Below are 20040 nucleotides of genomic sequence, written 5' to 3' on the forward strand. Positions count from 1 at the left end.
GCGACCCTGACGGGACTTGAACCCGCGACCTCCGCCGTGACAGGGCGGCGCGCTAACCAACTGCGCCACAGGGCCTTGGTACCCCCAACGGGATTCGAACCCGTGTTGCCGCCGTGAAAGGGCGGAGTCCTAGGCCTCTAGACGATGGGGGCGCTAGACAGCTCGCCTATCATAAGCCAGCTTTTCCCTCACAGCCAAATAGGCTGGTTATCCGGCGGAAAGGGAAGCGCTTAAAACGGAGACAACCATGGCAAAGATCATGGTGTTGAACACGTAGGCGAATGCTGTGTTCATGCGGATTTTGCGCCAGGCTTCGCGGTTAGTTGGTGTGGCGGGGAGGGTGGCGCCCATGACGGAGGTCATGAGGGCGAGGGTGATGTAGTCCTCAAACAAGGGTGTGCGCACGTGGTCGAATTGGTAGAGGGGCGCCCTGCCTTGCCCGGGCGGCGTAGTCGAATTCGAGGTATTCGGCGGCGTAGGCCAGCACCATGAAGGCCCAGGCGCCCACGACGGCGACGCCGGCGAGGATGAGCCAGCGCCAGTCTTCCCGGAAGTAGTCGATGCGGCTGAGCACGATGGCTACGCCCATGGCCACGAAGGCACCGATGCTGGCTAGGTTGGCGGCTCCTTTAATTCCGAATGCTTTGACCCAACGTTTTTGCCCTGAGCGTCGTTCGGCAACGACGTAGGACGAGAGTTCATCCGCGCCCCTCCCCGATAGGTGCGCGACGGTCCATCCACAGAAGATGAGTACGTAGAGCACCCAGTACAGGAGGTAGTAGACGACCAAACTGATGCCTTGAGCTTCGGTGAAAACTCCACGCAGGAAAACACCCATGACCAGCACCGCGAGCACTGCGGCGGCGACGGTGGATACGCCGTAGCGGGTGACCTCAGAATGCATCGCGGGAATCCACCACGGTTTTGCCGAAGGGGAAGCAGGTCACGGGGATGAGCTTCAGGTTGGCCCAGGCCAAAGGCAGTCCGATGATGGTGATAGCCTGCGCAGCTGCCGTCACAATGTGCCCCACAGCCAGCCACAGGCCAGCAACGATGAACCAGAGGATGTTGCCAATCAAGCCCACACCCCCGCCCCGCCCGGTGTCTACGACTGAACGCCCAAAGGGCCACAGCACATAGCCAGCAATACGGAAGGAGGCCACCCCAAAGGGGATGGTCACGATGAGCAGGCAGGCGACCACACCCGCCAGGACGTACCCCAGGAAGAGCCAAAGCCCAGCGGTGACAACCCAGATGATGTTGAGTATGAGTCGGATAAGTTGCATACCGCAAGCATAGATGCGGGTCTACAGGTCGTGCTTGGCGGAAATCACGTTGAGCATGGCTTGTTGTGGCAGCACGCGCGATAGCGCGAAGGCCACGGGCGCCATGGATCCCACCGCGTAGTGCGGTCGGGGGCGCGCCGCGCGAATGGGCCGGAGCACCTCGCGCGCAACTCGCTCAGCGCTGATGCCACGTGCCTCGTTGCGGTTCAAACGCCGCAGCATCCGTCCGAATTCCGCAGCGTACGGCCCTGACTCGTCGATGTAGGTGGTGCGGCGGGTGGAGAGGCCGGTGGAGATGGAGCCGGGTTCGAGCGTCGTGAAGCAAATTCCGTATGGGGCGACCTCGCGGCGGGCGGCGGAGGCGAATCCTTTGATGGCGGCCTTCGATGCGACGTAGGAGGAGCGGTAGCCGAGCGGGAAGCTGCCCAACATGGAGCCGACCATCACGATGCGCCCGCGCCCCGCCGCGCGCATGGCTGGCAGGAGGCGTTGTGTGAGGTCCACATGCCCGATCACGTTGACCTGAAAAAGTCGCTCCAGCGCGTCTCGAGGAAGCTCCTCAAACGGCCCGGACTGCGATTCGCCGGCATTATTCACCAGAACCGCGGGCGTGCCCAGCGCCAAAATCTCAGCCGCGCACGCCTCAATCGACGCCGGGTCCCCGAGGTCAAGGCCCACGTATGTCACGCCCTCAATTCGCTTATCGACGCCCTCCGGCCTCCTCGTCGTCCCCACCACCCGAAAGCCCTCCTCCACGAGGAGCCGGGCAGTGGCCTCCCCGATACCGGAGGTGGCGCCAGTGACCACGGCGAGGTCGCCGGGGCCGACGGGTGGAAGCTGCGGGGTGGAAAAGAGTCGTGTGATTCCCATGCCCGAATCTTAGGTGAGCAAAATAAGACTCACAGCCATAACGGCCATTCCGCCGATAACTCCGTAGACAGCGGCGTGGTGGCGGCCGGTGGCAATCGCGGTGGGCAGCAGCTCCACTAGGGAGATGTACAACATCACACCGGCTGAGAATCCGAGGGCAGCAGCCAAGAAGCGTTCGCTGGGGGTGGCGTTGGAGGGCGACGATGAGGCCGCCAAGGGCCGTCGATAAGCCTGCGAGAGCGCAGATGACGAATGCGACCATGCGTTAATTCTGCTCGAGCCGTGCGAGCAACGCGTCACGCACCTCGCGGCGGCGGATCTTGCCCAGCTGGTCCGTTGGCAGCACTTCGAAGTGGTAGAACGTGCGCGGCACCTTGTAACGCGTCAGGTTCTCGCGCGCGAAGTCCTTCAGGCCATCCGGGTCGAGCTTGGTGCCCTCGCCGAGCACCACGCACGCGACGACGTCCTCCGACCCATCCGTGCGCGGGCGGCCCACCACAGCGACCTCCACGATGTCCGGGTGGCGGCGCAGCGTCTCCTCCACCTCGGCGGGGTACACGTTGAAGCCGCCAGTGATGATGAGCTCCTTGATGCGACTGACCAGCTTCACAAACCCGTCCTCCCCCATCACACCCATGTCGCCGGTGCGGAACCAGCCGTCGTGAAAGGCCTTCTCCGTGGCCTCGGGGTTATTCAGGTAGCCGCCGAAGACCTGCGGCCCCTTGGCCAGGATCTCGCCGGGCTCACCGTACGGCATGTCCTCGTCGAGATTCTCCGGGTTGGCAATGCGAATCTCCGTATCCGGGAAGGGCACGCCGATGTAACCGGGGCGACGGTCATCACTGGCGGGGTTACCAATGAGGATCGGCGAGGTCTCCGTCAGCCCATAGCCCTCCACGAGGCGGCCGCCGGTGAGCTCCTCCCAGCCCTCAATGACCTCCGCGGGCAGGGACGAGGCGCCAGAGAAACCGGTCTGGACGGCGGACAGATCCACCCCTTCTTCCTTGGCAGTCTCAACGATGCGCTCAAACACCGTGGGCACACCCGGCACGAAGGTGGGCGGGTTCTTCTTTTTCATCTCGCTCATGATCAGCTCCATCTGCGGCGCCGGCAGCAAAATCAGCTCGGAGCCGATGAGCAGCGTGAGCGTGAGCGAGAACGTCAGGCCATACGCGTGGAAGAACGGCAGAGTGGCCAGCATCCGCTGCCCGGGTTTCTGCAGGTCCTTCACCCACGCTACGCCCTGCTGCGGGTTGGCCAGCAGGTTACGGTGCGTGAGCACAGCGCCCTTCGGGGCACCCGTCGTGCCCGATGTGTACAAGATGAGCGCGGGGTCATCGGCAATGCTTCTCGACGCCCCCAGCGCCTCCCCCGCCCCCACCCCAAGCAGGTTCTCCCACGGCAGCGTGCCCGTGGATGGACCGGTGAGTGCGGCGCGGGCCTCCTTGACTTTCTTGATGGGCAGGCGCAGCGCCAAGCGCTTAGTAGCGGGCATGGCCTTGGTCATGTCCACGCTGACGACAGTTCCGAGCGGGGTGTCCTTCTTCAGCTTCTGCACCGTGTCGGCAATCTTGTCCCACACAATGGCAACTTTGGCGCCGTGGTCGATGAACTGGGGGCGCAACTCATTGGCCGTGTAGAGCGGGTTGTGCTCCACCACGACGGCACCAAGCTTCTGCACCGCGAAGAAAGCAGCGACGTGCTGCGGGCAGTTCGGCAGCAAGATCGCTACCCGGTCCCCTTTGCCCACACCGAGCTTCTGCAGACCCGCTGCCGCTGCGCGAACCTGGTCGTCGAGCTCCCCGTAGGTCTGCCCCTTGCCAAAGAAGCGCGTGGCAGGCTTGGCGGAGTTCTTGGCCAGGTTGGCCTGGTAAATGTCGTCAAGCGTCTCATCCCCGTAATCAAGGGAGTGGGCAGTCCACTCGGGGTAGTACTTCAGCCAGGGTTTATCAGGGTGTGCAGCCATAGCCGCAACGATACGCCCCTTCCCATCCTTTGCCCCACACAAGCAAAAACACCCCGCGCCGATTGGCGTGGGGTGTCAGTGCGTGGGCCCTGCGGGGCTCGAACCCGCGACCTGCGGATTAAAAGTCCGTAGCTCTACCAACTGAGCTAAAGGCCCGTGCCCACACATGCTAGACGTTGGTGGGCCCGGGCCGCTAATTGGGCTACTTCATGGAGCCGTTTTCTTCCATACGCAGGTGGAAGTCGAAGGCGTGGCGCAGGTCGTGCGGGGTGGACTGGTACTTGCACTTCGCGGCGCGCTCGACGTACTCCTCCAGCAGCGGACGGTAGGACGGGTGAGCGATGGAGATCATCTTGGCCACGCGGTCACGCGGTGCCAGGCCACGCAGGTCTGCCACACCGTACTCGGTGATGAAAACCATGGCGTCGTGCTCGGTGTGGTCCACGTGGGACACGAACGGCACGATGGCGGAGATAGCGCCATTCTTCGCCTCCGACGGGGAGATGAAGGAGGAGATGTAGGCGTTACGGGTGAAGTCGCCGGAGCCACCCAGTGCGTTCATCAGACGGGAGCCGTTGATGTGGGTGGAGTTGGCGTTGCCGTAGATGTCCGCCTCGATCATGCCGTTTGTGGCGATGAGGCCCGTACGGCGGATGACCTCCGGGTGGTTGGAGATGGACTGCGGGCGCAGCACGATGGACTCGCGGTAGCGCGCTGCCTCGTTGTTCATCTTCTCCGCGTACTCAGGGGACAGGGAGAAGGAGGTGGCGGAAGCAACGGTCATCTTGCCAGCGTCAATGAGGTCGACCATGCCGTCCTGGATGACCTCGGTGTAGGCCTGGATGTTCTCGAACTTGGAGTCCATGAGGCCCGCCATCACGGCATTCGGCACGTTGCCCACGCCGGACTGCATGACGTAGCCGTCGTAGGACAGACGACCTGCCTTCACTTCGTTCTCGAGGAAGTCAAGGAAGTTGCCGGCGATCTGCTCGGAGATCTCATCCGGCGCCTTGAACGGCGCGTTGCGGTCCGGCGCATCGGTCTTGACTACTGCGACAACCTTGGCCGGGTCGATCTCAATGTAGGTGGTACCAATGCGGTCACCGCACTTGGTGATCGGGATCGGGATGCGGTTCGGCAGCGGCGGCACCAGCCAGATGTCGTGCATGCCCTCCAGGTCCAAGGACTGCCACTCGTTGACCTCGATGATGATCTTCTTAGCAGCGTTGAGGAACTCGACGGAGTTACCCACGGAGGAGGACGGGACAATGTTGCCTTCAGCGGTGATGCGGACAGCCTCCACGATGGCCACGTCCACGTCGCCGAAGAAGCCCTGCTCCACCATCATGCCGGAGTGGGAGAGGTGGATGTCCTGGAACTTCATCTCGCCAGCGTTGATCTTGTTACGCATGGTCGGGTCGGACTGGTACGGCATGCGGTAGCGCAGTGCGTTGGCCTCCGCCAAGACGCCGTCACACTCCGGAGCAGTGGACGCACCGGTGAACAGATCGATGCTGAAGTCCTGGCCCTTCGCGTGCGCTGCCTTCGCCTTTTCAGCAATCGCGCCCGGCAGGGCCTTCGGGTAGCCGGCGCCGGTGAAGCCGGAAATACCAACCTTGTCGCCGTGGTTGACAAACTGCACGGCCTCTTCCGCGGTCATGACCTTGTCGCGCAGTTGGGCGCTGTCGATGCGATCGCTCATCGTCTCTCCTTAAAAGTCTGGGGTATTCACAACGATTTCCTCCCATTGTGGCGCACGCGACACTTCCTCGCCACCACTTACCCCACCCAAAGCGGAAAAAAGTTTTGCGTGTGAACATTTTCCACGCGGTTTGTGTCCCCCACCTGCACAGGGAACAATGGCTGCCGTGACAATGACCCTTCCAGGCAACCGGCAAACACTGACCATCGGCGACCTTGACGTCGCCTCCCCTGTCATCCTTGCTCCGATGGCAGGGGTCACCAACATGCCGTTTCGCGTGCTGTGCCGAGAGATTGAGCAAGAGCTCGTCGGTAGTGTGTCGGGCCTGTACGTGTGCGAGATGATTACGGCCCGCGCCCTGGTGGAAGGCAACGAGAAGACGCTACATATGACCACGTTCGCGCCGGAAGAATCGCCTCGCTCCATGCAGCTGTACACGGTGGATCCAAGGTATACGTATGAGGCGGTGCGGAGGATCGTCGATAAGCAGATGGCTGATCACGTGGACATGAACTTTGGCTGCCCGGTGCCGAAGGTGACGCGCAAGGGCGGCGGTTCGGCGATTCCGTATAAGCGCGAGCTGTACCGCAATATCGTCGCGGCGGCTGTGCGCGCGGCGGAGGGGTCTGGAATTCCGGTGACCGTGAAGTTCCGTGTGGGCATCGATGATGAGCACCATACGCATCTCGACGCCGGCCGCATCGCCGCCGAAGAAGGCGCCGCCGCCGTCACCCTGCACGCGCGCACCGCGGCGCAACGCTATTCCGGGCAGGCGGATTGGAATGAGATCGCCCGTCTCGTGGAGCACATGGACGGCCACGGCATTCCGGTGTTGGGCAACGGTGATATTTTCGCGCCCGGCGACGCGCAGGCGATGATGGATCAGACGGGATGCGACGGGGTCGTCGTTGGCCGCGGCTGCCTGGGTCGCCCGTGGCTGTTCGCACAGCTCGCTGCACAGCTTCGCGGGGAGCCTGTGCCGGAGGAGCCAACGCTGGGTGAGGTAGCACGCATTGTGTTGCGTCACGCGGAGCTGCTCGCCGCGCACGAAGGCGAAGAGCGTGGGTGCCGCGATATTCGCAAGCACATCGGCTGGTACTTCCGTGGATTCCCGGTCGGCGGGCAGTTCCGCAGTGAACTGGCACGCGTATCCACCCTCGATGAGCTCCGCGGAAAGCTCGCCACCATCGCCGACAACCCCGCGCGCGCTGAAGCTGCGGATGAAGCCCGTGGGCGCCAGGGATCCGCAGCTAAGGTCGCGCTTCCCGACGGCTGGCTCGACGACCCCAACGACCCCACCGTCCCCGCCGGTGCGGAGATTGAAAACAACGGAGGTTAGACAAGGTGAACGGAAAAGAAGCCCCCATGCGCACTGTGTACCGCGAACATTTGGATAACTTTGCCCATGACCTCCAGATCATGAGCGATACCGTCCGCGGCATCATGGCATCTGCCACAAAAGCCCTCTTCGAAGCATCACTGGAGGATGCAGAAGATGCACTCACCGCAGCAGACTCCCTGAAGGAGATCCGCGAGCGCTGTGAGCAGCGCAGTATGCAGCTCCTTGCCAGGGAGAACCCCGTGGCCACCGAGCTCCGCCAGGTGTTTACTTCCATCTACATCGTGGAGGACTTCAGCCGGATGGGAGCGTTAGCCAAGCACGTGGCAAATACGGCGAGGCTGAGGTATCCGGAGGAGGTCGTGGATAAGCACTTGCAATCGACGGTCAAAGAGATGGCACGGATGGTGGACACAATGAGCGAGTTGATCCACGACCAGCTCATCAGTCCCGACGCGGACCTTGCGCTGGAGATGAATGAGATCGACGACAAGGTCGATGACCTCCACCGTTACCTTCTATCCACCGTGACCGGCAAGACCTGGGAGGGCACCAGTCGCGCGGCCGTGGATGCCGCCCTCATCGGCCGGTTCTACGAGCGTTACGCCGATCACTGCGTCAACGTGGCCGCGCGCATCGTCTACCTAGTCACCGGCCTGACCTCTGAGGTGTACGCGCAAAGCCGCGATGAAACCCCCACTTCGGAGATGGAAGAGCGCCTGCGCAACCTGGAGCAGTACTGGCGCAAGTAGGCGCTAGACGTTGAGGTGCTTGCGCAGTTGCTCAAGCACAGGGAACTGGCTGAACACTGCGACGCCGATCGCGGTAAGAGCCGCAAAGATACTGATCAGCGCCAGTGCCCAATCCGGTAGCCCCTTTCGCTCCTCCACAACTTCCACCGCTTCGACCTGCACCGGGTTGGTGGGCATGGTGAAGCTCAGTGCTTGCGTTTCCGGGTCCACCGCGTAGTCATTCACCCCGGTGACCGACCACTTCGTCTTGCCCTCAACCGGGGACTTCAGGGTGACCTCAGTGCCGGGGGCGATGTACTCGCCGTAGTCATGCGCGATTCCGGTCGCGTGGAGTCGCTGACTCATTGGCTTATCGACGTCCCCCACCACAAACCTCGTTGACACCCCAAACTCCGTGGTCACACGCTCACCGTTCACCCACCGGCTCGCGTTGACGGAAGCCTGGTAAACACCCGCATCACTGTCTTCGAACGTGTAGGAGCGCGCGTTGGGGTCGTTGGAGATGTCAAAGGTGCGGGTGGTCCGCCAGTGGGTGCAGTGCTCAACACAGTCGATTTGGACGCGCCATGCGGTTTCGGGGATGGTCTGGGAGTAGTCCCACTTCACGGTAATGTCGCGCTTATCGTTGACGTCCGCGCGGACCCCGTAAGGAGTTTCCACCTTGTCTGCCCCAACCGCTGGGACCTTGAAGGTGATGCCACGGTCGAAGTAGCGCTCACTGAGCGCCAGACCGTGGGCAGCCATGAATCCAAGCGAGTATGTCTGCCCCGGCTGGAGAGTGTTGGCCTTCACCGGCAGGCTCAAGTCGAGCTTGCCGCCGTTTTGCGTAAAAGCACCGGCTGGGATCCAACGTGCGATGAGCGCGTCACCGTCACCCGTCATCGTGTTGCAGTGCCCGATACGCCACACGTTCGTGGGGGTGAGCACCACGTACACGCCGTTGGAAGCACCGGGGGTGGTGGCCGGGTTGATGCCGGTGCCCTTGAGGGTGAAGGTCATGTCCTTAGTCACATCAATCTCATCCGGACCAGTGATGTCCAAGTCAACGCCAATGTTGGGGTAGCGAGTGTCCAACTCTCCGGTGCAGCCCGGAGCGTCCGCGGCGTCGATGGTGGGCACGGCCTGCGCCACAGTATTGGTGGCTGCAGGGACACAAAGTGCGAGCACGGTGGCACCGATGACAAGACGGCGCCGGAAGGAAGCATTCAAAGCGAACCTCTCAATCAATAGTTGGACACAAAGTGAGGCCCATCTTAAGCACATGCATCTTTTGTATAGATATCGGGTACCCCCACACAAACAGCCACTCCCCCACCAGCTAGCTTTTCAGCCGCTGTGCAGGGGAGCAGTGTGAAAGAGAAGATCTAGCCGAAGCGGCCGGAGATGTAGTCCTCGGTCTCCTTGCGGCTCGGGTTCTCAAAGATCGTGGTCGTGTCGTTGAACTCAACCAGGTGGCCCGGCTTGCCGGTGGCCTCGAGTGAGAAGAACGCGGTCTTCTCAGACACACGCGCAGCCTGCTGCATGTTGTGGGTCACGATCACGATGGTGTACTCATTCTTCAGCTCGTGGATCAAGTCCTCCACAGCGAGGGTAGAAATCGGGTCCAGAGCGGAGCACGGCTCATCCATGAGAAGCACCTCCGGCTGCACAGCAATCGCACGAGCGATGCACAGACGCTGCTGCTGACCACCGGAGAGGCCACCACCGGGCTTATCCAGGCGGTCCTTCACCTCATCCCAGAGGTTCGCACCGCGCAGGGAACGCTCCGCAACCTCCTTCAGCTTGGCCTTGTTCTTCTCACCGGACAGCTTCAGGCCGGCAACAACGTTGTCCTCGATGGACATGGTCGGAAATGGGTTGGCCTTCTGGAACACCATGCCGATGGTGTTGCGGACAGCTACGGGGTCGACGTTCTTGGCGTAGATATCGTGGCCGTCGAGAAGCACTTCGCCCTTGGTGTAGGCACCCGGAATGACCTCATGCATGCGGTTGAGTGTGCGCAACACCGTGGACTTACCGCAGCCGGACGGGCCGATGAATGCGGTGACGGACTGGGCCGGGATGTCCATGTTGACATTCTGCACAGCGTGGAAATCACCGTAGTAGATATTCAGGTCGTTGAGCTGGAGCTTGGTAGGCATTGTTTTCTCCTAGATGGGGATTGATTGGTGGAGGCGTTACTTCTTGACCGAGAACTTCGCGGCAATGAACCGCGCAAGCACGTTTAGAACAACGACGATGATGACCAGTGTGAGGGCTGCGCCCCACAGGCGGTTGAGAACCGGCTCCGCAGAACCAGACTTCCACATGTCCAACATGAACAGCGGCAGGGAGGACTGTGGCTGGTTGAACAAACCGAACCAGTTCGTCTGCGGAGTGGAGCCGACCAAGATCAGCACAGGTGCGGATTCACCCATGACGCGGGCGATGGCAAGCATGATGCCGGTAACAATGCCGGACAGCGCCGTCGGCAGAACGATGAGAGCAATAGTCTTCCACTTCGGCACACCGAGGGCGTAGGAGGCCTCGCGCAGGTCCATCGGGACAACACGGAGCATCTCCTCAGTGTTGCGCACCACCACGGGCACCATCAGCAGGATGAGCGACAGTGCCACGGCGAAGCCGGAACGCTGCTGGCCCAGAATAGTGATCCACAGAGCGTAGATGAACAGTGCGGACACGATCGACGGGACACCGGAAAGGATGTCCACCATGAAGGTGGTCAGCTTGCCCAGCTTGCTGCCGTTGGCGTATTCCACCAGGTAAATCGCGGTGAAAATGCCGATCGGGATGGAGAACAGGGAGGCGATCAAGGTTTGCATCAGCGTACCGGCGATCGCGTGGAGGGCACCGCCGCCTTCACGACGAGCACGGACACCCACCATGTCCTGCGTCCACCACTCCGGGCTAAGGATTGCCTCGTAGCCACGGGAGACCAGGGTGATCAGAAGCCAGCCCAGCGGGATGAGGGCCAGGATCATAGCTACCCACATCAGGCCGCCCATAAATGAGTTGGTGGTCTTACGGCCAGAAGAGATGTGCGTGAACGGGGTTTGCCCCACCGGAGCCATTTTCTCGCGCTTGGGTGCACGCAACTCGGTTGTGGTGGCACCCTCGGCAGCCTGCACGTTTTCAGGGTTAGTCATGTCTCACACACCTACTTCTTATTGACAATCGCGCGGGCGATCGAGTTGACGAGGAAGGTCAGGAGGAACAACACCAGGCCCGCAGCGATGTAGGCACCGGCGGAGGTGGGGTTGTTGAACTCGGCAGCGGCGTTGGCGATGGCGGTGGCGAAGGTTGTGCCGCCGTCGAAAAGCGATGCGCGGAACTCCGGGCCTGGAGAGACCACCATGTAGAGCGCCATCGTCTCACCCAGCGCGCGGCCGAGGCCGAGCATGGAGCCAGCGATGTAGCCGGACATACCGAACGGCAGGACCGTCATGCGGATGACTTCCCAGCGGGTTGCACCCAGCGCCAACGCGGACTCAATCTGTCCGGGAGGGGTCTGCACAAACACTTCACGTGTGGTGGCCGCGATGACCGGCAACACCATGATGGCCAGCACAATGCCACCTGTAAGGATGTTGCGGCCGGTGTCGAAGGACGGCGAGTTTGCGTAACGCTGGAACAGGAAGAAATCTCCGCCCCAGGAGTTGATCCACTCATAGAAACCGGAGAGCTTCGGGCCGAGCACCTGCGCGCCCCACAGGCCGTACACGATCGACGGCACCGCAGCGAGCATGTCCACGAGCCCAGCCAGCGGCTTCACTAGCTTCTTGGGTGCATAGTTGGACAGGAAGATCGCCACACCCAGTGCCACCGGCATGGCAATGATCAACGCGATGATGGACACCGTCACCGTGGAGAAGAACAGGTTCGGAATACCGAACTTCATGTTGTCCAGGTTGGAGGTCTGCCACTGCCCCTTGTAGGTAAGGAAGTTCTCAGTGTTGAGGCGCAGTGGTTCAAAAGCCTGCTTCAGCAGGAACAAGCCAACCGCAATGATGATAACGGTGATCAGTGCGGCGGAGACAGTGGACAGGGTTTCGAAGACACGGTCGCCCGGGCGCTTAACGCCTGCGCCTGAAGCTGGTGGGCCAGCGGGGGCGTCCTTCTCCGCAACCGACAGTTCTTGGTCTGCCATGGTGACGTTTCCTTATGGTTCGTATTGTTCAGAGTGTGGCACTTCCACCGCATAAACATTCCCCCGGTTCACAGTGACACCGGGGGAAGTGGGTGGAGCTTTTCAGACTGTGAGCTGAAAAGTCTGCGGAGGTTTTCCGCTTAGGCGATTGCGTCGACTGCAGCCTTCAGCTTGTCGGCGAACTCACCGGAAACCGGGATGAAGCCAGCGTCCTCGAGCTCCTCATCCTGGGACTCCAGGACGACGTTGAGGAAGTCCTTGACCATGTTCTTGGTGGTCTCGTCGTAGCCCTTGGAGCAGACGATCTCGTAGGTGGTCAGAACCAGCGGGTATGCGCCCTCGTTGTTGGAGGCGAACAGGGAGGAGGAGTCAACGACCATGTCGTGGCCCTCGGTCTTGAACTGGACGTTAGCCAGAGCCTGGTTCACGGACTCGTTGTTCAGCTCAACAGCGCCGTTGCCGAAGTCGATGTTGGCAACACCGAGGTCGAGGTCGTGCGCGTAGCCAGCCTCAACATAGGTGACAGCACCGGAGGTTGCCTTGACCTGCTCTGCCACAGCGGTGGAGCCGTTAGCGCCAGCGCCGACGTTCTGCGGGAATGCCTTGCCTTCGCCTTCCCACTTGCCGTCAGAAGCAGCGGAGAGGAACTTCTGGAAGTTGTCGGAGGTGCCGGACTCGTCAGAGCGGTAGATGACGGAGATGTCCTGGTCCGGCAGCTCTGCACCCTCGTTGTTCTCGGCGATCTTCGGGTCGTTCCACTTGGTGATGGTGCCGTCGAAGATCTCCACCAGGTTGTCAACGGTGAGGTTCAGATCATCCACGCCGTCGAGATTGAAGGCGATAGCAACCGGGCCGATAACCATCGGCAGGTGCCATGCGTCGTTGCCACCACAACGCTCGCGTGCCTGCTCGACCTCGCCCTTGTCTTCCTTCAGCGGGGAGTCAGAGCCAGCGAAGACTGCCTGGTTACCGATGAAGTTCTTGATGCCGGAGCCAGAGCCGTTTGCGTTGTAGGCGAGGTTAGCGCCCGGGACAGCCTCGGCGTAACGGGAACCGAAGTAGTCCATTGCGTTGGCCTGGGAGGTAGCGCCCTCAGCAACGAGCTGGCCGGTCTCGCCGGACAGGCCCTCGATGTTGGTTGCATCCTGTGCCTCGGATGCGTTGCCGCCGTTAGCAGCGGTGTCGTTGGAGTCGCCGCATGCAACCAGGGAGACAGAAGCGATGGCTGCAACGCCGGCGATAGCGGCGGAGCGCTTGATGTTACGGATCACGGGGGGATACCTTTCCGGTGCGAATTCAGATTTTCTTCTGAGCATCGGTCTCACGCACCACAAATGGTGCCTGAGTGCTCACAACGAGCGAAGGTACGGACCGAGTGTTAATAGCAAAGGCCTAAATCGGTGAACAATGCGTTAACTTTGCGGATTTGTACACAACATGGCGTTCGACCACGGAAAACCCGAGTTGTTCATAGCGTTCCACGGCTGGTTCATTGTCAGCTTCGACATAAAGAATGACCTTTTGGGTACCCCCGGCCACGAGGTGTTCCACTCCTGTGCGCATAAGCGGGTCACCAAGTCCCCGCCCGCGGTATGCATCAGCCACGCCCACCACGTACACCTCCCCGAGGGTGTCCGAGTGGCGCTTTGTCCAGTGGAAACCCGCCAACGCGTCACCATCGAACAGGAAGCGCACGCCCTCCGGGTCGAACCACTCTGTGTTCATCGCCTCGTGCAGTCGCGCCATGTCCCAGCCACCTTGCTCGGGGTGCCAATGGAACGCTTCATTGTTCACTTGGAGCCATTGCTCATCCGCGGGCTCCCCGGCATAACTGCTCTCCCTGATCCCCTCCTGCTCGGTGAGCGCCTTCGCGGTGGAACCCGGCGCGCCAATAGCCGCAAGCTCCTCCCCTTCCACCGCCATGACCAGCAATTCCCGGGTCGGTTCCAGCCCCAAAGACTCCGCGAGAGCCCGCGCCGCAGGAAGGTTCCCATGCGCCCAGAAACCAGCATCAGGGCGGTGGGACAGGATGTGGGTGATGAGGGTGGTGGCGTGGCGGTGACGTCGATAAGCAGGATCCACCGCAACCTCCGCGGACCCGTCAGAGGCGAGCCCGGCTAGAGCGATGAGCGCGTCCGCCTCGCGCACTGCGAAATGCTCGTGGCTACCGTCGAGGCCTTTCAGGAAAGCTTCGCTGAAAGCCGCCACCCCGTCGTGCTGTGCGACGCGGTCAAGGAGCTCGCGGGCTTCAGTGATGTGGAACTGTGGTTCATTCATGGTTCAAGGCTACGGGTAGACTACGGTGAGGGCATGAATGTGAAGGCCTATGTTGCCGCCGGGGTGATTGTGGCAGTGCCCGCTGTGGCTTTCGTGGTGGATGCTGCGACGGCAGCAAAAGTCGAACGGCACCTTGCGGTGCAAGCTCGGACGCAGGATGATCTGCCCGCAGATCCGGACACGTACGTAGGTGGTTTTCCCTTCGCACAGGTGCTGCGCAGCGACGAGGTGCCCCGCGTGAGTTTCCAGGCCCTCGATGTGGATGCCGCGGGGCTGACGGTGAATTCGCGCACCGATATTTATGAGATCACCATTCCTGTGGACAAAGCCTATGCAGGTGATTTTGTGGGCGCGGCCGCCAAACGCGTGGACCGCACGCTGTCCCTCGACGGGGTTGCTTTCGGTGAGCTGTTGAACATGACGGACCTGGACATCTCCAACCCCTACGACATCTCCCCCACCGGCGGATCCGCCAGCGAAGCCCAGCTCACCGGCACTGTTCCCGGCATGGAAGAAAAATCCACCGTGGTGGTCACCCTTCGCTTGAAGGGGCCGCAGTTCATCATGGAGCCCATTTCGCTTATCGACGTCTCCCCCACCCACGCCGACTCCATCTCCCGCGCCTTCACCCTGACGTTGGACACCCGGGACCTGCCGATTGGTGGCCAAGCCGACAAAGTCGAAGTCGCTGGTGGCTCCATCCGTTTCTCCGCCGCGCAGCGCAATGTGACACTGACGTCTGCTGATCTATCGCCCGTCGCCCCGCCCGCGCGGTAAGAGGACTACGCTGGGCGGACATGGAAACGAATGAAAACAACACCCCAGAAACCGCTGGTACCCCTGACACTCCAGACGCCCCCGAGCGCACCGCCCTGGATGGCAATGCCGCAGTAAACCTTGCCGCGGAGCAGTCGAAGAACACGGCGCACCGTAATATCCCGGCCCTGGGATTGGACGAGATCCCCCTGCCGGATGACACGGCTAACCTGCGCGAGGGACCCAACCTGCACGATGGCCTCTTGGGCCTTCTGCCCCTCGTGGGCGTGTGGCAGGGCACCGGCCAGGCCGTCGACTTGGCGGAGGACGGCAACCACACCGAGTACGCCTTTGGCCAGCAGCTGGTCATCTCCCACGATGGGGAGAACTACCTGCGTTTTGATTCGCGCATCTGGCGCATTGACTCCGATGGCAACGCCATTGGCGCTGACCAGCGCGAAACCGGCTTCTGGCGCATCTCGCTTAAGGACGAGATTGAGGTCACCCTGACAAACTCCCGTGGCCTCGTGGAGGTCCTCTACGGCGAACCCGTCAATGAGCGTGCGTGGCAGCTGACCTCTGCCTCCACCATCGCGACGGAAACGGGCCCTTCCACCCACGGCCCCGGCAAGCGCATTTACGGCCTCATGCCTAACAACAACCTCGGCTGGGTGGATGAGCGCGTAGCCCCTGGCTCCACGCAGGATGACATCGCTTTTGTCCCCTACATGTCCGGGGAGCTGAAGAGGATTGCGGGCTAGGGAGGCTACACGGTTGTCCGGGCCTCATCGATAAGCAAAGCAACTGTGGCCTCGTCCTTCTTGGACGGGGCCTTCGTTGCTGTGCCGTCGATCTCTGTGACGCGAACGCCACCGCGCACGGAGCTCACCAGCCAGACCTGGTCTGCGCCAAGCAGGTCTTCCACCGTGAGGTCCTTTTCTTTACAGCGCCAACCGCGCTCTTCGGCGAGGCGGAAAATGGCCGCCTGCGTTGTGCCTGGCAGCACGTCCCCACCGGTGACCGGCGTGCGCAATTTGTCGCCTTTGACCGTGATCACCGTGGACGTGGCACCTTCGAGCACGCGGCCGGTAGCGGGATCAACGAAGATGACGTCGTCGCAGCCCTGTTTCTTCGCCCAGCGCAGCGCCGCCATCGCCGCGGCATAGTTGAGCGATTTCGCGCCGACTGTCAGCCATGGTGTGTCATCCGTGGGGGTGAGCGTGTAGCCGCGCGATCCCGTGATCACCTTCACGCCCTTCTTGCGCTGCTTGAGCTGCTCCTTCGGAATCGGCCGCACAGACACCCACGCGGTGGGCACACCCGTGGTTTCACGGCCACGGGTGTACGTCCACTGGCATTTCGCCTCCACGTCCTGCGGGTCAAGGCCGGATTCCCGCACGTACTCCCCCACGGCTTCCAGGGTGGCCGTGCGCCACGTCTCCGCCGCCGGTTCCGGCAAGTCCATCAGTGCTGCGGACCGCGTAAAGCGCGCAATATGCGCGTCCAGGTTTACGGGCTTGCCACCGTGCACGAGGATCGTTTCAAAACATCCATCACCGCGTGTCACCGCCGCATCATCCCAAAACACGTGCGGCAGATTCACGTTCTGCCTGCGCATGGAACCCCCGAATGGTTCCACGAGATAAATAGCAGGCGCGTGAGCAGGTTGTACTGGAAGCATGCCCCCAATTATGCCCACGTATGATCGGTTGCGTGCATACGTACCGTTCACCGATGCTTGCTTTCCGTGGCGCGACCGAACTGCCGGACGCCGCCACCTCACCTTTCGACGCCGCCGGTGTGCCCTGGCACTACGGCGACCCCCTGCGGGAACAACGCCTCATCTCTCGCGGCGGGGCCGTGGTTGACCGCAGCCACCGCGGTGTCCTGCGCGTCACTGGGCCTGATGCCGCCACGTTTTTGAACAACCTGCTCAGCCAGAAACTCGATGATGTGGAGCCGGGTTTTTCCGCCGCCGCGCTCGATCTGGACATGCAGGGCCGCATCCTGCATCACGCAGATGTTTCGCTTATCAGCGCCACCCCAACCTTCTACCTCGACACCCCCTCCTACTCCCTCGACTCCTTCCGCGACTTTTTGACCAAGATGGTCTTCTGGTCCGACGTCACCGTCGAGGAGGCGGACCTGGGAATCCTCACCGTGTTAGGCGCGCCCTCAAGCTTCTCTCCTGCTGAATTCCTGGATGGTGCTGGCATCGAGGTCACCTTTGAACGCACCGTCCCATGGTCTGCTGCTCGGCGTATCGACGTCGCCGTGCCCCGCCCCGACCTCGCCACGGCATACAAAGCCTTGACTTCCGCCGACGGCGCCGGTTTGGAGCGCGCTGGTCTTATGGCGTTTACCGCCGAGCGCATCAAGGCTCTCGAGCCGGAACTGCGCGCAGACTTGGATGATAAGTCGATTCCCCATGAAGCCCACACGCTTATCCGCCGCGGGGATAACCTCGGCGCGGTGCACCTAGAGAAAGGCTGCTACCGCGGCCAAGAAACCGTCGCGCGGGTGGAGAACCTGGGGCGCTCCCCGCGCCTACTCGTACTGCTGCACATCGACGGCTCCGCACCCCTGGAGCCCAAGCCGGGCGACCCCGTTGTCTTCGGTGGGCGCACCGTCGGCCACGTTGGGTCCATCGTCCACGACTGTGACTACGGCCCCATTGCCCTCGCCCTGGTGAAGCGTTCCGCACTCAACCAAGTACTCGAGCTGGGTGAGCAGCTGGAAGTCATCGCGAGCGTCCGCGCCGAAGGCACGGACGGTGACAACGAGGTCGTCCAGGAGATCAACGTCTCCGCCACCGTGGACCCGGATTCCATGCCGAAGGATGAGGGGGAACGGGCGGGAAGGGTAGCCGTCGATAAGCTGCGCGGACGTACTAACTGATCTCGCGCTTCACGCGTGCGGGCACACCGGCAACGAGGGAACCTGCGGGAACATCCTTCGTCACCACAGCCCCGGCGGCAACCACACAGTTATCGCCGATGGTGACACCAGGCATGACCATCGCGCCGGCCCCGAACCAACAGTTCTTGCCAATCGTGATCGGCTGAGCTCGCTCCCAGCCCTCCGCGCGCTTCGCTACGTCATCCACCGGGTGGCCCACCGTGATCAACTGACACGCAGGACCAAACATCGAGCCCGCGCCAATGGTGATCTCCGCAATGTCCAGAATCACGCAATTGAAGTTGACAAAGCAGCCTTCACCGAACGTGGTGTTCACCCCGAACTCAAGGTGCAGCGGGCCCCAAATCTCCGGGACAGCTGACTGAGGCGAGAACATCTCCCCCAGCAACTCCTGCGCGCGGGCGGGATCAGTGTTACCCAACGCGTTGAACTCGCGCGTCCGCGCCCACGTAATGCGATGCTGCTCCTGGGCCTCCTCAGAATCAGGGAGGTACCACTGACCGGAGCGCATGTCTGCCATGCTGCCTAATTTGTCCATGCTGCGGAGACTACACCCGTAGTGGAGCGAGGGTGGTTAACGCGCGTCGTCCTCGGCGTCTTCAGCGTCTTCGTCGTCCCAGTCCGCGTACTCCGCGTACTGGTCATCTACCTCATAGTCATCATTGTCATCCCACCGGGAGTTGGAGCTCTGCCCAGCGAGTTCACGCTGGAGAGATTCCAGGTCCATCTCGGGCGTGTTGTACTTGAGCTGGCGTGCAACCTTGGTCTGCTTTGCTTTGGCGCGTCCGCGACCCATGGCAGTGACCCCCTTGAGGTGTCTAAAGGGCGGCCGAAATAGTCGGCGGCCCCAAATAATATCCGTGAAATTTGTCCTGCAGCCACTATAGCGTGCGAGTCAAATTATGCGCGACATCGCCTGTGCCAGGAGGAATGCGCAGGCATGTAGCCGTGCTTAACCCGCGTGGGTTCCTACTAGCGTCGCACGCTGGCCTTCATCCGCTTCGGTTGCACCGCGGACAACACCGAGCTCCCAGCAGTCCACGTGACGTGCGGTGAGCATAGCCAGTGCACGATCACGGTCCTCAGGGGCGACGATAGCCACCATGCCTACGCCGGCGTTGAAGGTCTTCTCCATCTCCTCCACCGGCACGTTGCCCACTTCCGCGATGGTGCGGAAGACCGGGGCCGGGGACCAGGTGGCGCGGTGCATCTCCGCAACCTTGCCTTCGGGGATGATGCGCTCCATGTTGCCCACCAGTCCGCCACCGGTGACGTGGCAGAAAGTGCGCACCTCGCACTCGTTGGCCAGGGCCAGGCAGTCAAGGGCGTAGATGCGGGTGGGCTCTAGAAGCTCCTCACCGAGGGTGCGGCCGAGCTCATCAATGTGGCCGTCAAGAGGCAAGCCAGCCTTCTCCAGCAACACGTGGCGCGCCAGGGAGTAGCCGTTGGAGTGCAGGCCGGAGGATGCCATACCGATGATCACATCACCCTCGCGGACGCGGTCCGGGCCGAGCAGCTCATCAGCCTCGACGACGCCGACGGCGGTAGCGGAGACATCATAGTCATTTTCACCCATGACGCCGGGGTGCTCCGCGGTCTCACCTCCCAGCAGGGCGCAGCCAGCCTGGACGCAGCCTTCAGCGATGCCTTCGACGATCTGCGCGACTTTTTCCGGCACGACCTTGCCAATGGCGATGTAGTCCTGCAGGAACAGTGGCTCCGCACCGCACACCACGAGGTCGTCGACGCACATTGCCACCAAATCAATGCCGATGGTGTTGTGAATGTCCATGGCCTGCGCCACGGCGAGCTTGGTGCCCACACCATCCGAGCCAGCGGCCAGCAGCGGCTCTTTGTACTTACCCAGGGCAAACAGGCCAGCAAAACCGCCCAGGCCACCGCGGACCTCCGGGCGGGAGGCGCGCTTCGCGTGGTCCTTGAACAGTTCGACGGCACGGTCACCAGCTTCAATGTCCACGCCAGCGGCGGCGTAGGAAACGGGGTTGGTGTTTTCCGGGGTGGTCAT

Annotated in this window: 21 protein-coding genes, 3 tRNA genes and 1 pseudogene; 5 read left to right on the top strand and 20 right to left on the bottom strand. The window is 62.0% G+C overall.

Going from position 1 to position 20040, the window contains the following annotated elements; genetic code table 11:
* Nucleotide 1: 1 nt before the first annotated feature.
* The 10 genes and pseudogenes from QP968_RS03915 to scpC form a co-directional block, all read right to left on the bottom strand.
* Nucleotides 2-75: transfer RNA gene (locus tag QP968_RS03915), tRNA-Asp, on the bottom strand.
* Between the two features lies 1 nt (nt 76).
* Nucleotides 77-152: transfer RNA gene (locus tag QP968_RS03920), tRNA-Glu, on the bottom strand.
* A 55-nt stretch (nt 153-207) separates the two neighbouring features.
* Nucleotides 208-405 carry a hypothetical protein gene (locus tag QP968_RS03925; RefSeq protein ID WP_284855114.1) on the bottom strand — a complete coding sequence of 66 codons (198 nt, stop codon included), beginning with the start codon at nt 403-405 and terminating at the stop codon, nt 208-210.
* Nucleotides 386-904: a hypothetical protein gene (locus tag QP968_RS03930; RefSeq protein ID WP_284855115.1), complete on the bottom strand. Its 519-nt coding sequence runs from the start codon at nt 902-904 to the stop codon at nt 386-388. The genes QP968_RS03925 and QP968_RS03930 overlap by 20 nt, the downstream gene beginning before the upstream one ends.
* Nucleotides 894-1277 carry a YccF domain-containing protein gene (locus tag QP968_RS03935; RefSeq protein ID WP_284855294.1) on the bottom strand — a complete coding sequence of 128 codons (384 nt, stop codon included), beginning with the start codon at nt 1275-1277 and terminating at the stop codon, nt 894-896. The genes QP968_RS03930 and QP968_RS03935 overlap by 11 nt, the downstream gene beginning before the upstream one ends.
* Nucleotides 1278-1307: 30 nt before the next feature.
* Nucleotides 1308-2156, bottom strand: coding sequence for an SDR family oxidoreductase (locus QP968_RS03940; protein WP_284855116.1), 849 nt, complete (start codon nt 2154-2156; stop codon nt 1308-1310).
* Between the two features lie 9 nt (nt 2157-2165).
* A pseudogene (locus QP968_RS03945) lies at nt 2166-2300 on the bottom strand (zinc transporter ZupT); the annotation flags it as partial.
* Nucleotides 2301-2421: 121 nt separating this feature from the next.
* Nucleotides 2422-4122, bottom strand: coding sequence for a long-chain-fatty-acid--CoA ligase (locus tag QP968_RS03950; protein ID WP_284855117.1), 1701 nt, complete (start codon nt 4120-4122; stop codon nt 2422-2424).
* An 83-nt stretch (nt 4123-4205) separates the two neighbouring features.
* A tRNA-Lys gene (locus QP968_RS03955) sits at nt 4206-4278 on the bottom strand.
* Nucleotides 4279-4324: 46 nt separating this feature from the next.
* On the bottom strand, nt 4325-5824 hold the full coding sequence (scpC, locus tag QP968_RS03960) for a succinyl-CoA:acetate CoA-transferase ScpC (protein WP_284855118.1): 1500 nt from the start codon (nt 5822-5824) through the stop codon (nt 4325-4327).
* A gap of 172 nt (nt 5825-5996) precedes the next feature.
* Between scpC and dusB the strand changes: the two genes are divergently transcribed.
* Nucleotides 5997-7163 carry a tRNA dihydrouridine synthase DusB gene (gene dusB / locus QP968_RS03965; RefSeq protein ID WP_284855295.1) on the top strand — a complete coding sequence of 389 codons (1167 nt, stop codon included), beginning with the start codon at nt 5997-5999 and terminating at the stop codon, nt 7161-7163.
* A 26-nt stretch (nt 7164-7189) separates the two neighbouring features.
* Nucleotides 7190-7915, top strand: coding sequence for a phosphate signaling complex PhoU family protein (locus tag QP968_RS03970; protein ID WP_284855119.1), 726 nt, complete (start codon nt 7190-7192; stop codon nt 7913-7915).
* Between the two features lie 3 nt (nt 7916-7918).
* On the opposite strand, the gene QP968_RS03975 is transcribed toward QP968_RS03970, so the two are convergent.
* From QP968_RS03975 to mshD, 6 genes are all read right to left on the bottom strand, one after another.
* On the bottom strand, nt 7919-9142 hold the full coding sequence (locus QP968_RS03975; protein WP_284855120.1) for a hypothetical protein: 1224 nt from the start codon (nt 9140-9142) through the stop codon (nt 7919-7921).
* Between the two features lie 137 nt (nt 9143-9279).
* The gene (gene pstB / locus QP968_RS03980) at nt 9280-10056 is read right to left on the bottom strand and encodes a phosphate ABC transporter ATP-binding protein PstB (protein WP_284855121.1); all 777 of its coding nucleotides are present in this window, start codon (nt 10054-10056) and stop codon (nt 9280-9282) included.
* Between the two features lie 36 nt (nt 10057-10092).
* A complete protein-coding gene (pstA, locus tag QP968_RS03985) occupies nt 10093-10986 on the bottom strand; it encodes a phosphate ABC transporter permease PstA (RefSeq protein WP_284855296.1) in 894 nt (297 codons plus the stop codon).
* An 86-nt stretch (nt 10987-11072) separates the two neighbouring features.
* On the bottom strand, nt 11073-12062 hold the full coding sequence (gene pstC / locus QP968_RS03990) for a phosphate ABC transporter permease subunit PstC (RefSeq protein WP_284855122.1): 990 nt from the start codon (nt 12060-12062) through the stop codon (nt 11073-11075).
* A 140-nt stretch (nt 12063-12202) separates the two neighbouring features.
* Nucleotides 12203-13378, bottom strand: a complete 1176-nt coding sequence (pstS, locus tag QP968_RS03995) for a phosphate ABC transporter substrate-binding protein PstS (protein ID WP_502869995.1) — start codon at nt 13376-13378, stop codon at nt 12203-12205.
* Between the two features lie 76 nt (nt 13379-13454).
* Nucleotides 13455-14339: a mycothiol synthase gene (mshD, locus tag QP968_RS04000; protein WP_284855124.1), complete on the bottom strand. Its 885-nt coding sequence runs from the start codon at nt 14337-14339 to the stop codon at nt 13455-13457.
* A 33-nt stretch (nt 14340-14372) separates the two neighbouring features.
* Here mshD and QP968_RS04005 point away from each other — a divergent pair, with 33 nt between their 5' ends.
* Both QP968_RS04005 and QP968_RS04010 read left to right on the top strand, forming a co-directional pair.
* Nucleotides 14373-15116, top strand: a complete 744-nt coding sequence (locus tag QP968_RS04005) for an LmeA family phospholipid-binding protein (RefSeq protein ID WP_284855125.1) — start codon at nt 14373-14375, stop codon at nt 15114-15116.
* A gap of 20 nt (nt 15117-15136) precedes the next feature.
* A complete protein-coding gene (locus tag QP968_RS04010; protein WP_284855126.1) occupies nt 15137-15856 on the top strand; it encodes a heme-binding beta-barrel domain-containing protein in 720 nt (239 codons plus the stop codon).
* 5 nt (nt 15857-15861) lie between these two features.
* Here the strand turns inward: QP968_RS04010 and QP968_RS04015 are convergent, their stop codons facing one another.
* Nucleotides 15862-16776, bottom strand: a complete 915-nt coding sequence (locus tag QP968_RS04015) for an aminodeoxychorismate lyase (RefSeq protein WP_284855127.1) — start codon at nt 16774-16776, stop codon at nt 15862-15864.
* Between the two features lie 20 nt (nt 16777-16796).
* Between QP968_RS04015 and ygfZ the strand changes: the two genes are divergently transcribed.
* Nucleotides 16797-17993: a CAF17-like 4Fe-4S cluster assembly/insertion protein YgfZ gene (gene ygfZ, locus QP968_RS04020; protein ID WP_502870908.1), complete on the top strand. Its 1197-nt coding sequence runs from the start codon at nt 16797-16799 to the stop codon at nt 17991-17993.
* Here ygfZ and QP968_RS04025 read toward each other — a convergent pair.
* The 3 genes from QP968_RS04025 to purM form a co-directional block, all read right to left on the bottom strand.
* The gene (locus QP968_RS04025) at nt 17986-18534 is read right to left on the bottom strand and encodes a sugar O-acetyltransferase (RefSeq protein ID WP_284855128.1); all 549 of its coding nucleotides are present in this window, start codon (nt 18532-18534) and stop codon (nt 17986-17988) included. The two genes, ygfZ and QP968_RS04025, sit on opposite strands and share 8 nt — an antisense overlap.
* A gap of 54 nt (nt 18535-18588) precedes the next feature.
* Nucleotides 18589-18810, bottom strand: a complete 222-nt coding sequence (locus tag QP968_RS04030) for a DUF3073 domain-containing protein (protein ID WP_284855129.1) — start codon at nt 18808-18810, stop codon at nt 18589-18591.
* Between the two features lie 156 nt (nt 18811-18966).
* On the bottom strand, nt 18967-20040 hold the full coding sequence (gene purM, locus QP968_RS04035; protein WP_284855130.1) for a phosphoribosylformylglycinamidine cyclo-ligase: 1074 nt from the start codon (nt 20038-20040) through the stop codon (nt 18967-18969).

Source organism: Corynebacterium sp. MSK041 (assembly GCF_030232265.1).
Taxonomy (GTDB): domain Bacteria; phylum Actinomycetota; class Actinomycetes; order Mycobacteriales; family Mycobacteriaceae; genus Corynebacterium.

Coding starts and splice junctions, on each gene's coding strand:
- QP968_RS03930 (WP_284855115.1), bottom strand. CDS start 904: ATGCATTCTGAGGTCACCCGCTACGGCGTATCCACCGTCGCCGCCGCA.
- QP968_RS03940 (WP_284855116.1), bottom strand. CDS start 2,156: ATGGGAATCACACGACTCTTTTCCACCCCGCAGCTTCCACCCGTCGGC.
- QP968_RS03950 (WP_284855117.1), bottom strand. CDS start 4,122: ATGGCTGCACACCCTGATAAACCCTGGCTGAAGTACTACCCCGAGTGG.
- scpC (WP_284855118.1), bottom strand. CDS start 5,824: ATGAGCGATCGCATCGACAGCGCCCAACTGCGCGACAAGGTCATGACC.
- dusB (WP_284855295.1), top strand. CDS start 5,997: ATGACCCTTCCAGGCAACCGGCAAACACTGACCATCGGCGACCTTGAC.
- QP968_RS03970 (WP_284855119.1), top strand. CDS start 7,190: ATGCGCACTGTGTACCGCGAACATTTGGATAACTTTGCCCATGACCTC.
- pstB (WP_284855121.1), bottom strand. CDS start 10,056: ATGCCTACCAAGCTCCAGCTCAACGACCTGAATATCTACTACGGTGAT.
- pstA (WP_284855296.1), bottom strand. CDS start 10,986: ATGGCTCCGGTGGGGCAAACCCCGTTCACGCACATCTCTTCTGGCCGT.
- pstC (WP_284855122.1), bottom strand. CDS start 12,062: ATGGCAGACCAAGAACTGTCGGTTGCGGAGAAGGACGCCCCCGCTGGC.
- pstS (WP_502869995.1), bottom strand. CDS start 13,378: ATGCTCAGAAGAAAATCTGAATTCGCACCGGAAAGGTATCCCCCCGTG.
- mshD (WP_284855124.1), bottom strand. CDS start 14,339: ATGAATGAACCACAGTTCCACATCACTGAAGCCCGCGAGCTCCTTGAC.
- QP968_RS04005 (WP_284855125.1), top strand. CDS start 14,373: ATGAATGTGAAGGCCTATGTTGCCGCCGGGGTGATTGTGGCAGTGCCC.
- QP968_RS04010 (WP_284855126.1), top strand. CDS start 15,137: ATGGAAACGAATGAAAACAACACCCCAGAAACCGCTGGTACCCCTGAC.
- QP968_RS04015 (WP_284855127.1), bottom strand. CDS start 16,776: ATGCTTCCAGTACAACCTGCTCACGCGCCTGCTATTTATCTCGTGGAA.
- ygfZ (WP_502870908.1), top strand. CDS start 16,797: ATGATCGGTTGCGTGCATACGTACCGTTCACCGATGCTTGCTTTCCGT.
- QP968_RS04025 (WP_284855128.1), bottom strand. CDS start 18,534: ATGGCAGACATGCGCTCCGGTCAGTGGTACCTCCCTGATTCTGAGGAG.
- QP968_RS04030 (WP_284855129.1), bottom strand. CDS start 18,810: ATGGGTCGCGGACGCGCCAAAGCAAAGCAGACCAAGGTTGCACGCCAG.
- purM (WP_284855130.1), bottom strand. CDS start 20,040: ATGACCACCCCGGAAAACACCAACCCCGTTTCCTACGCCGCCGCTGGC.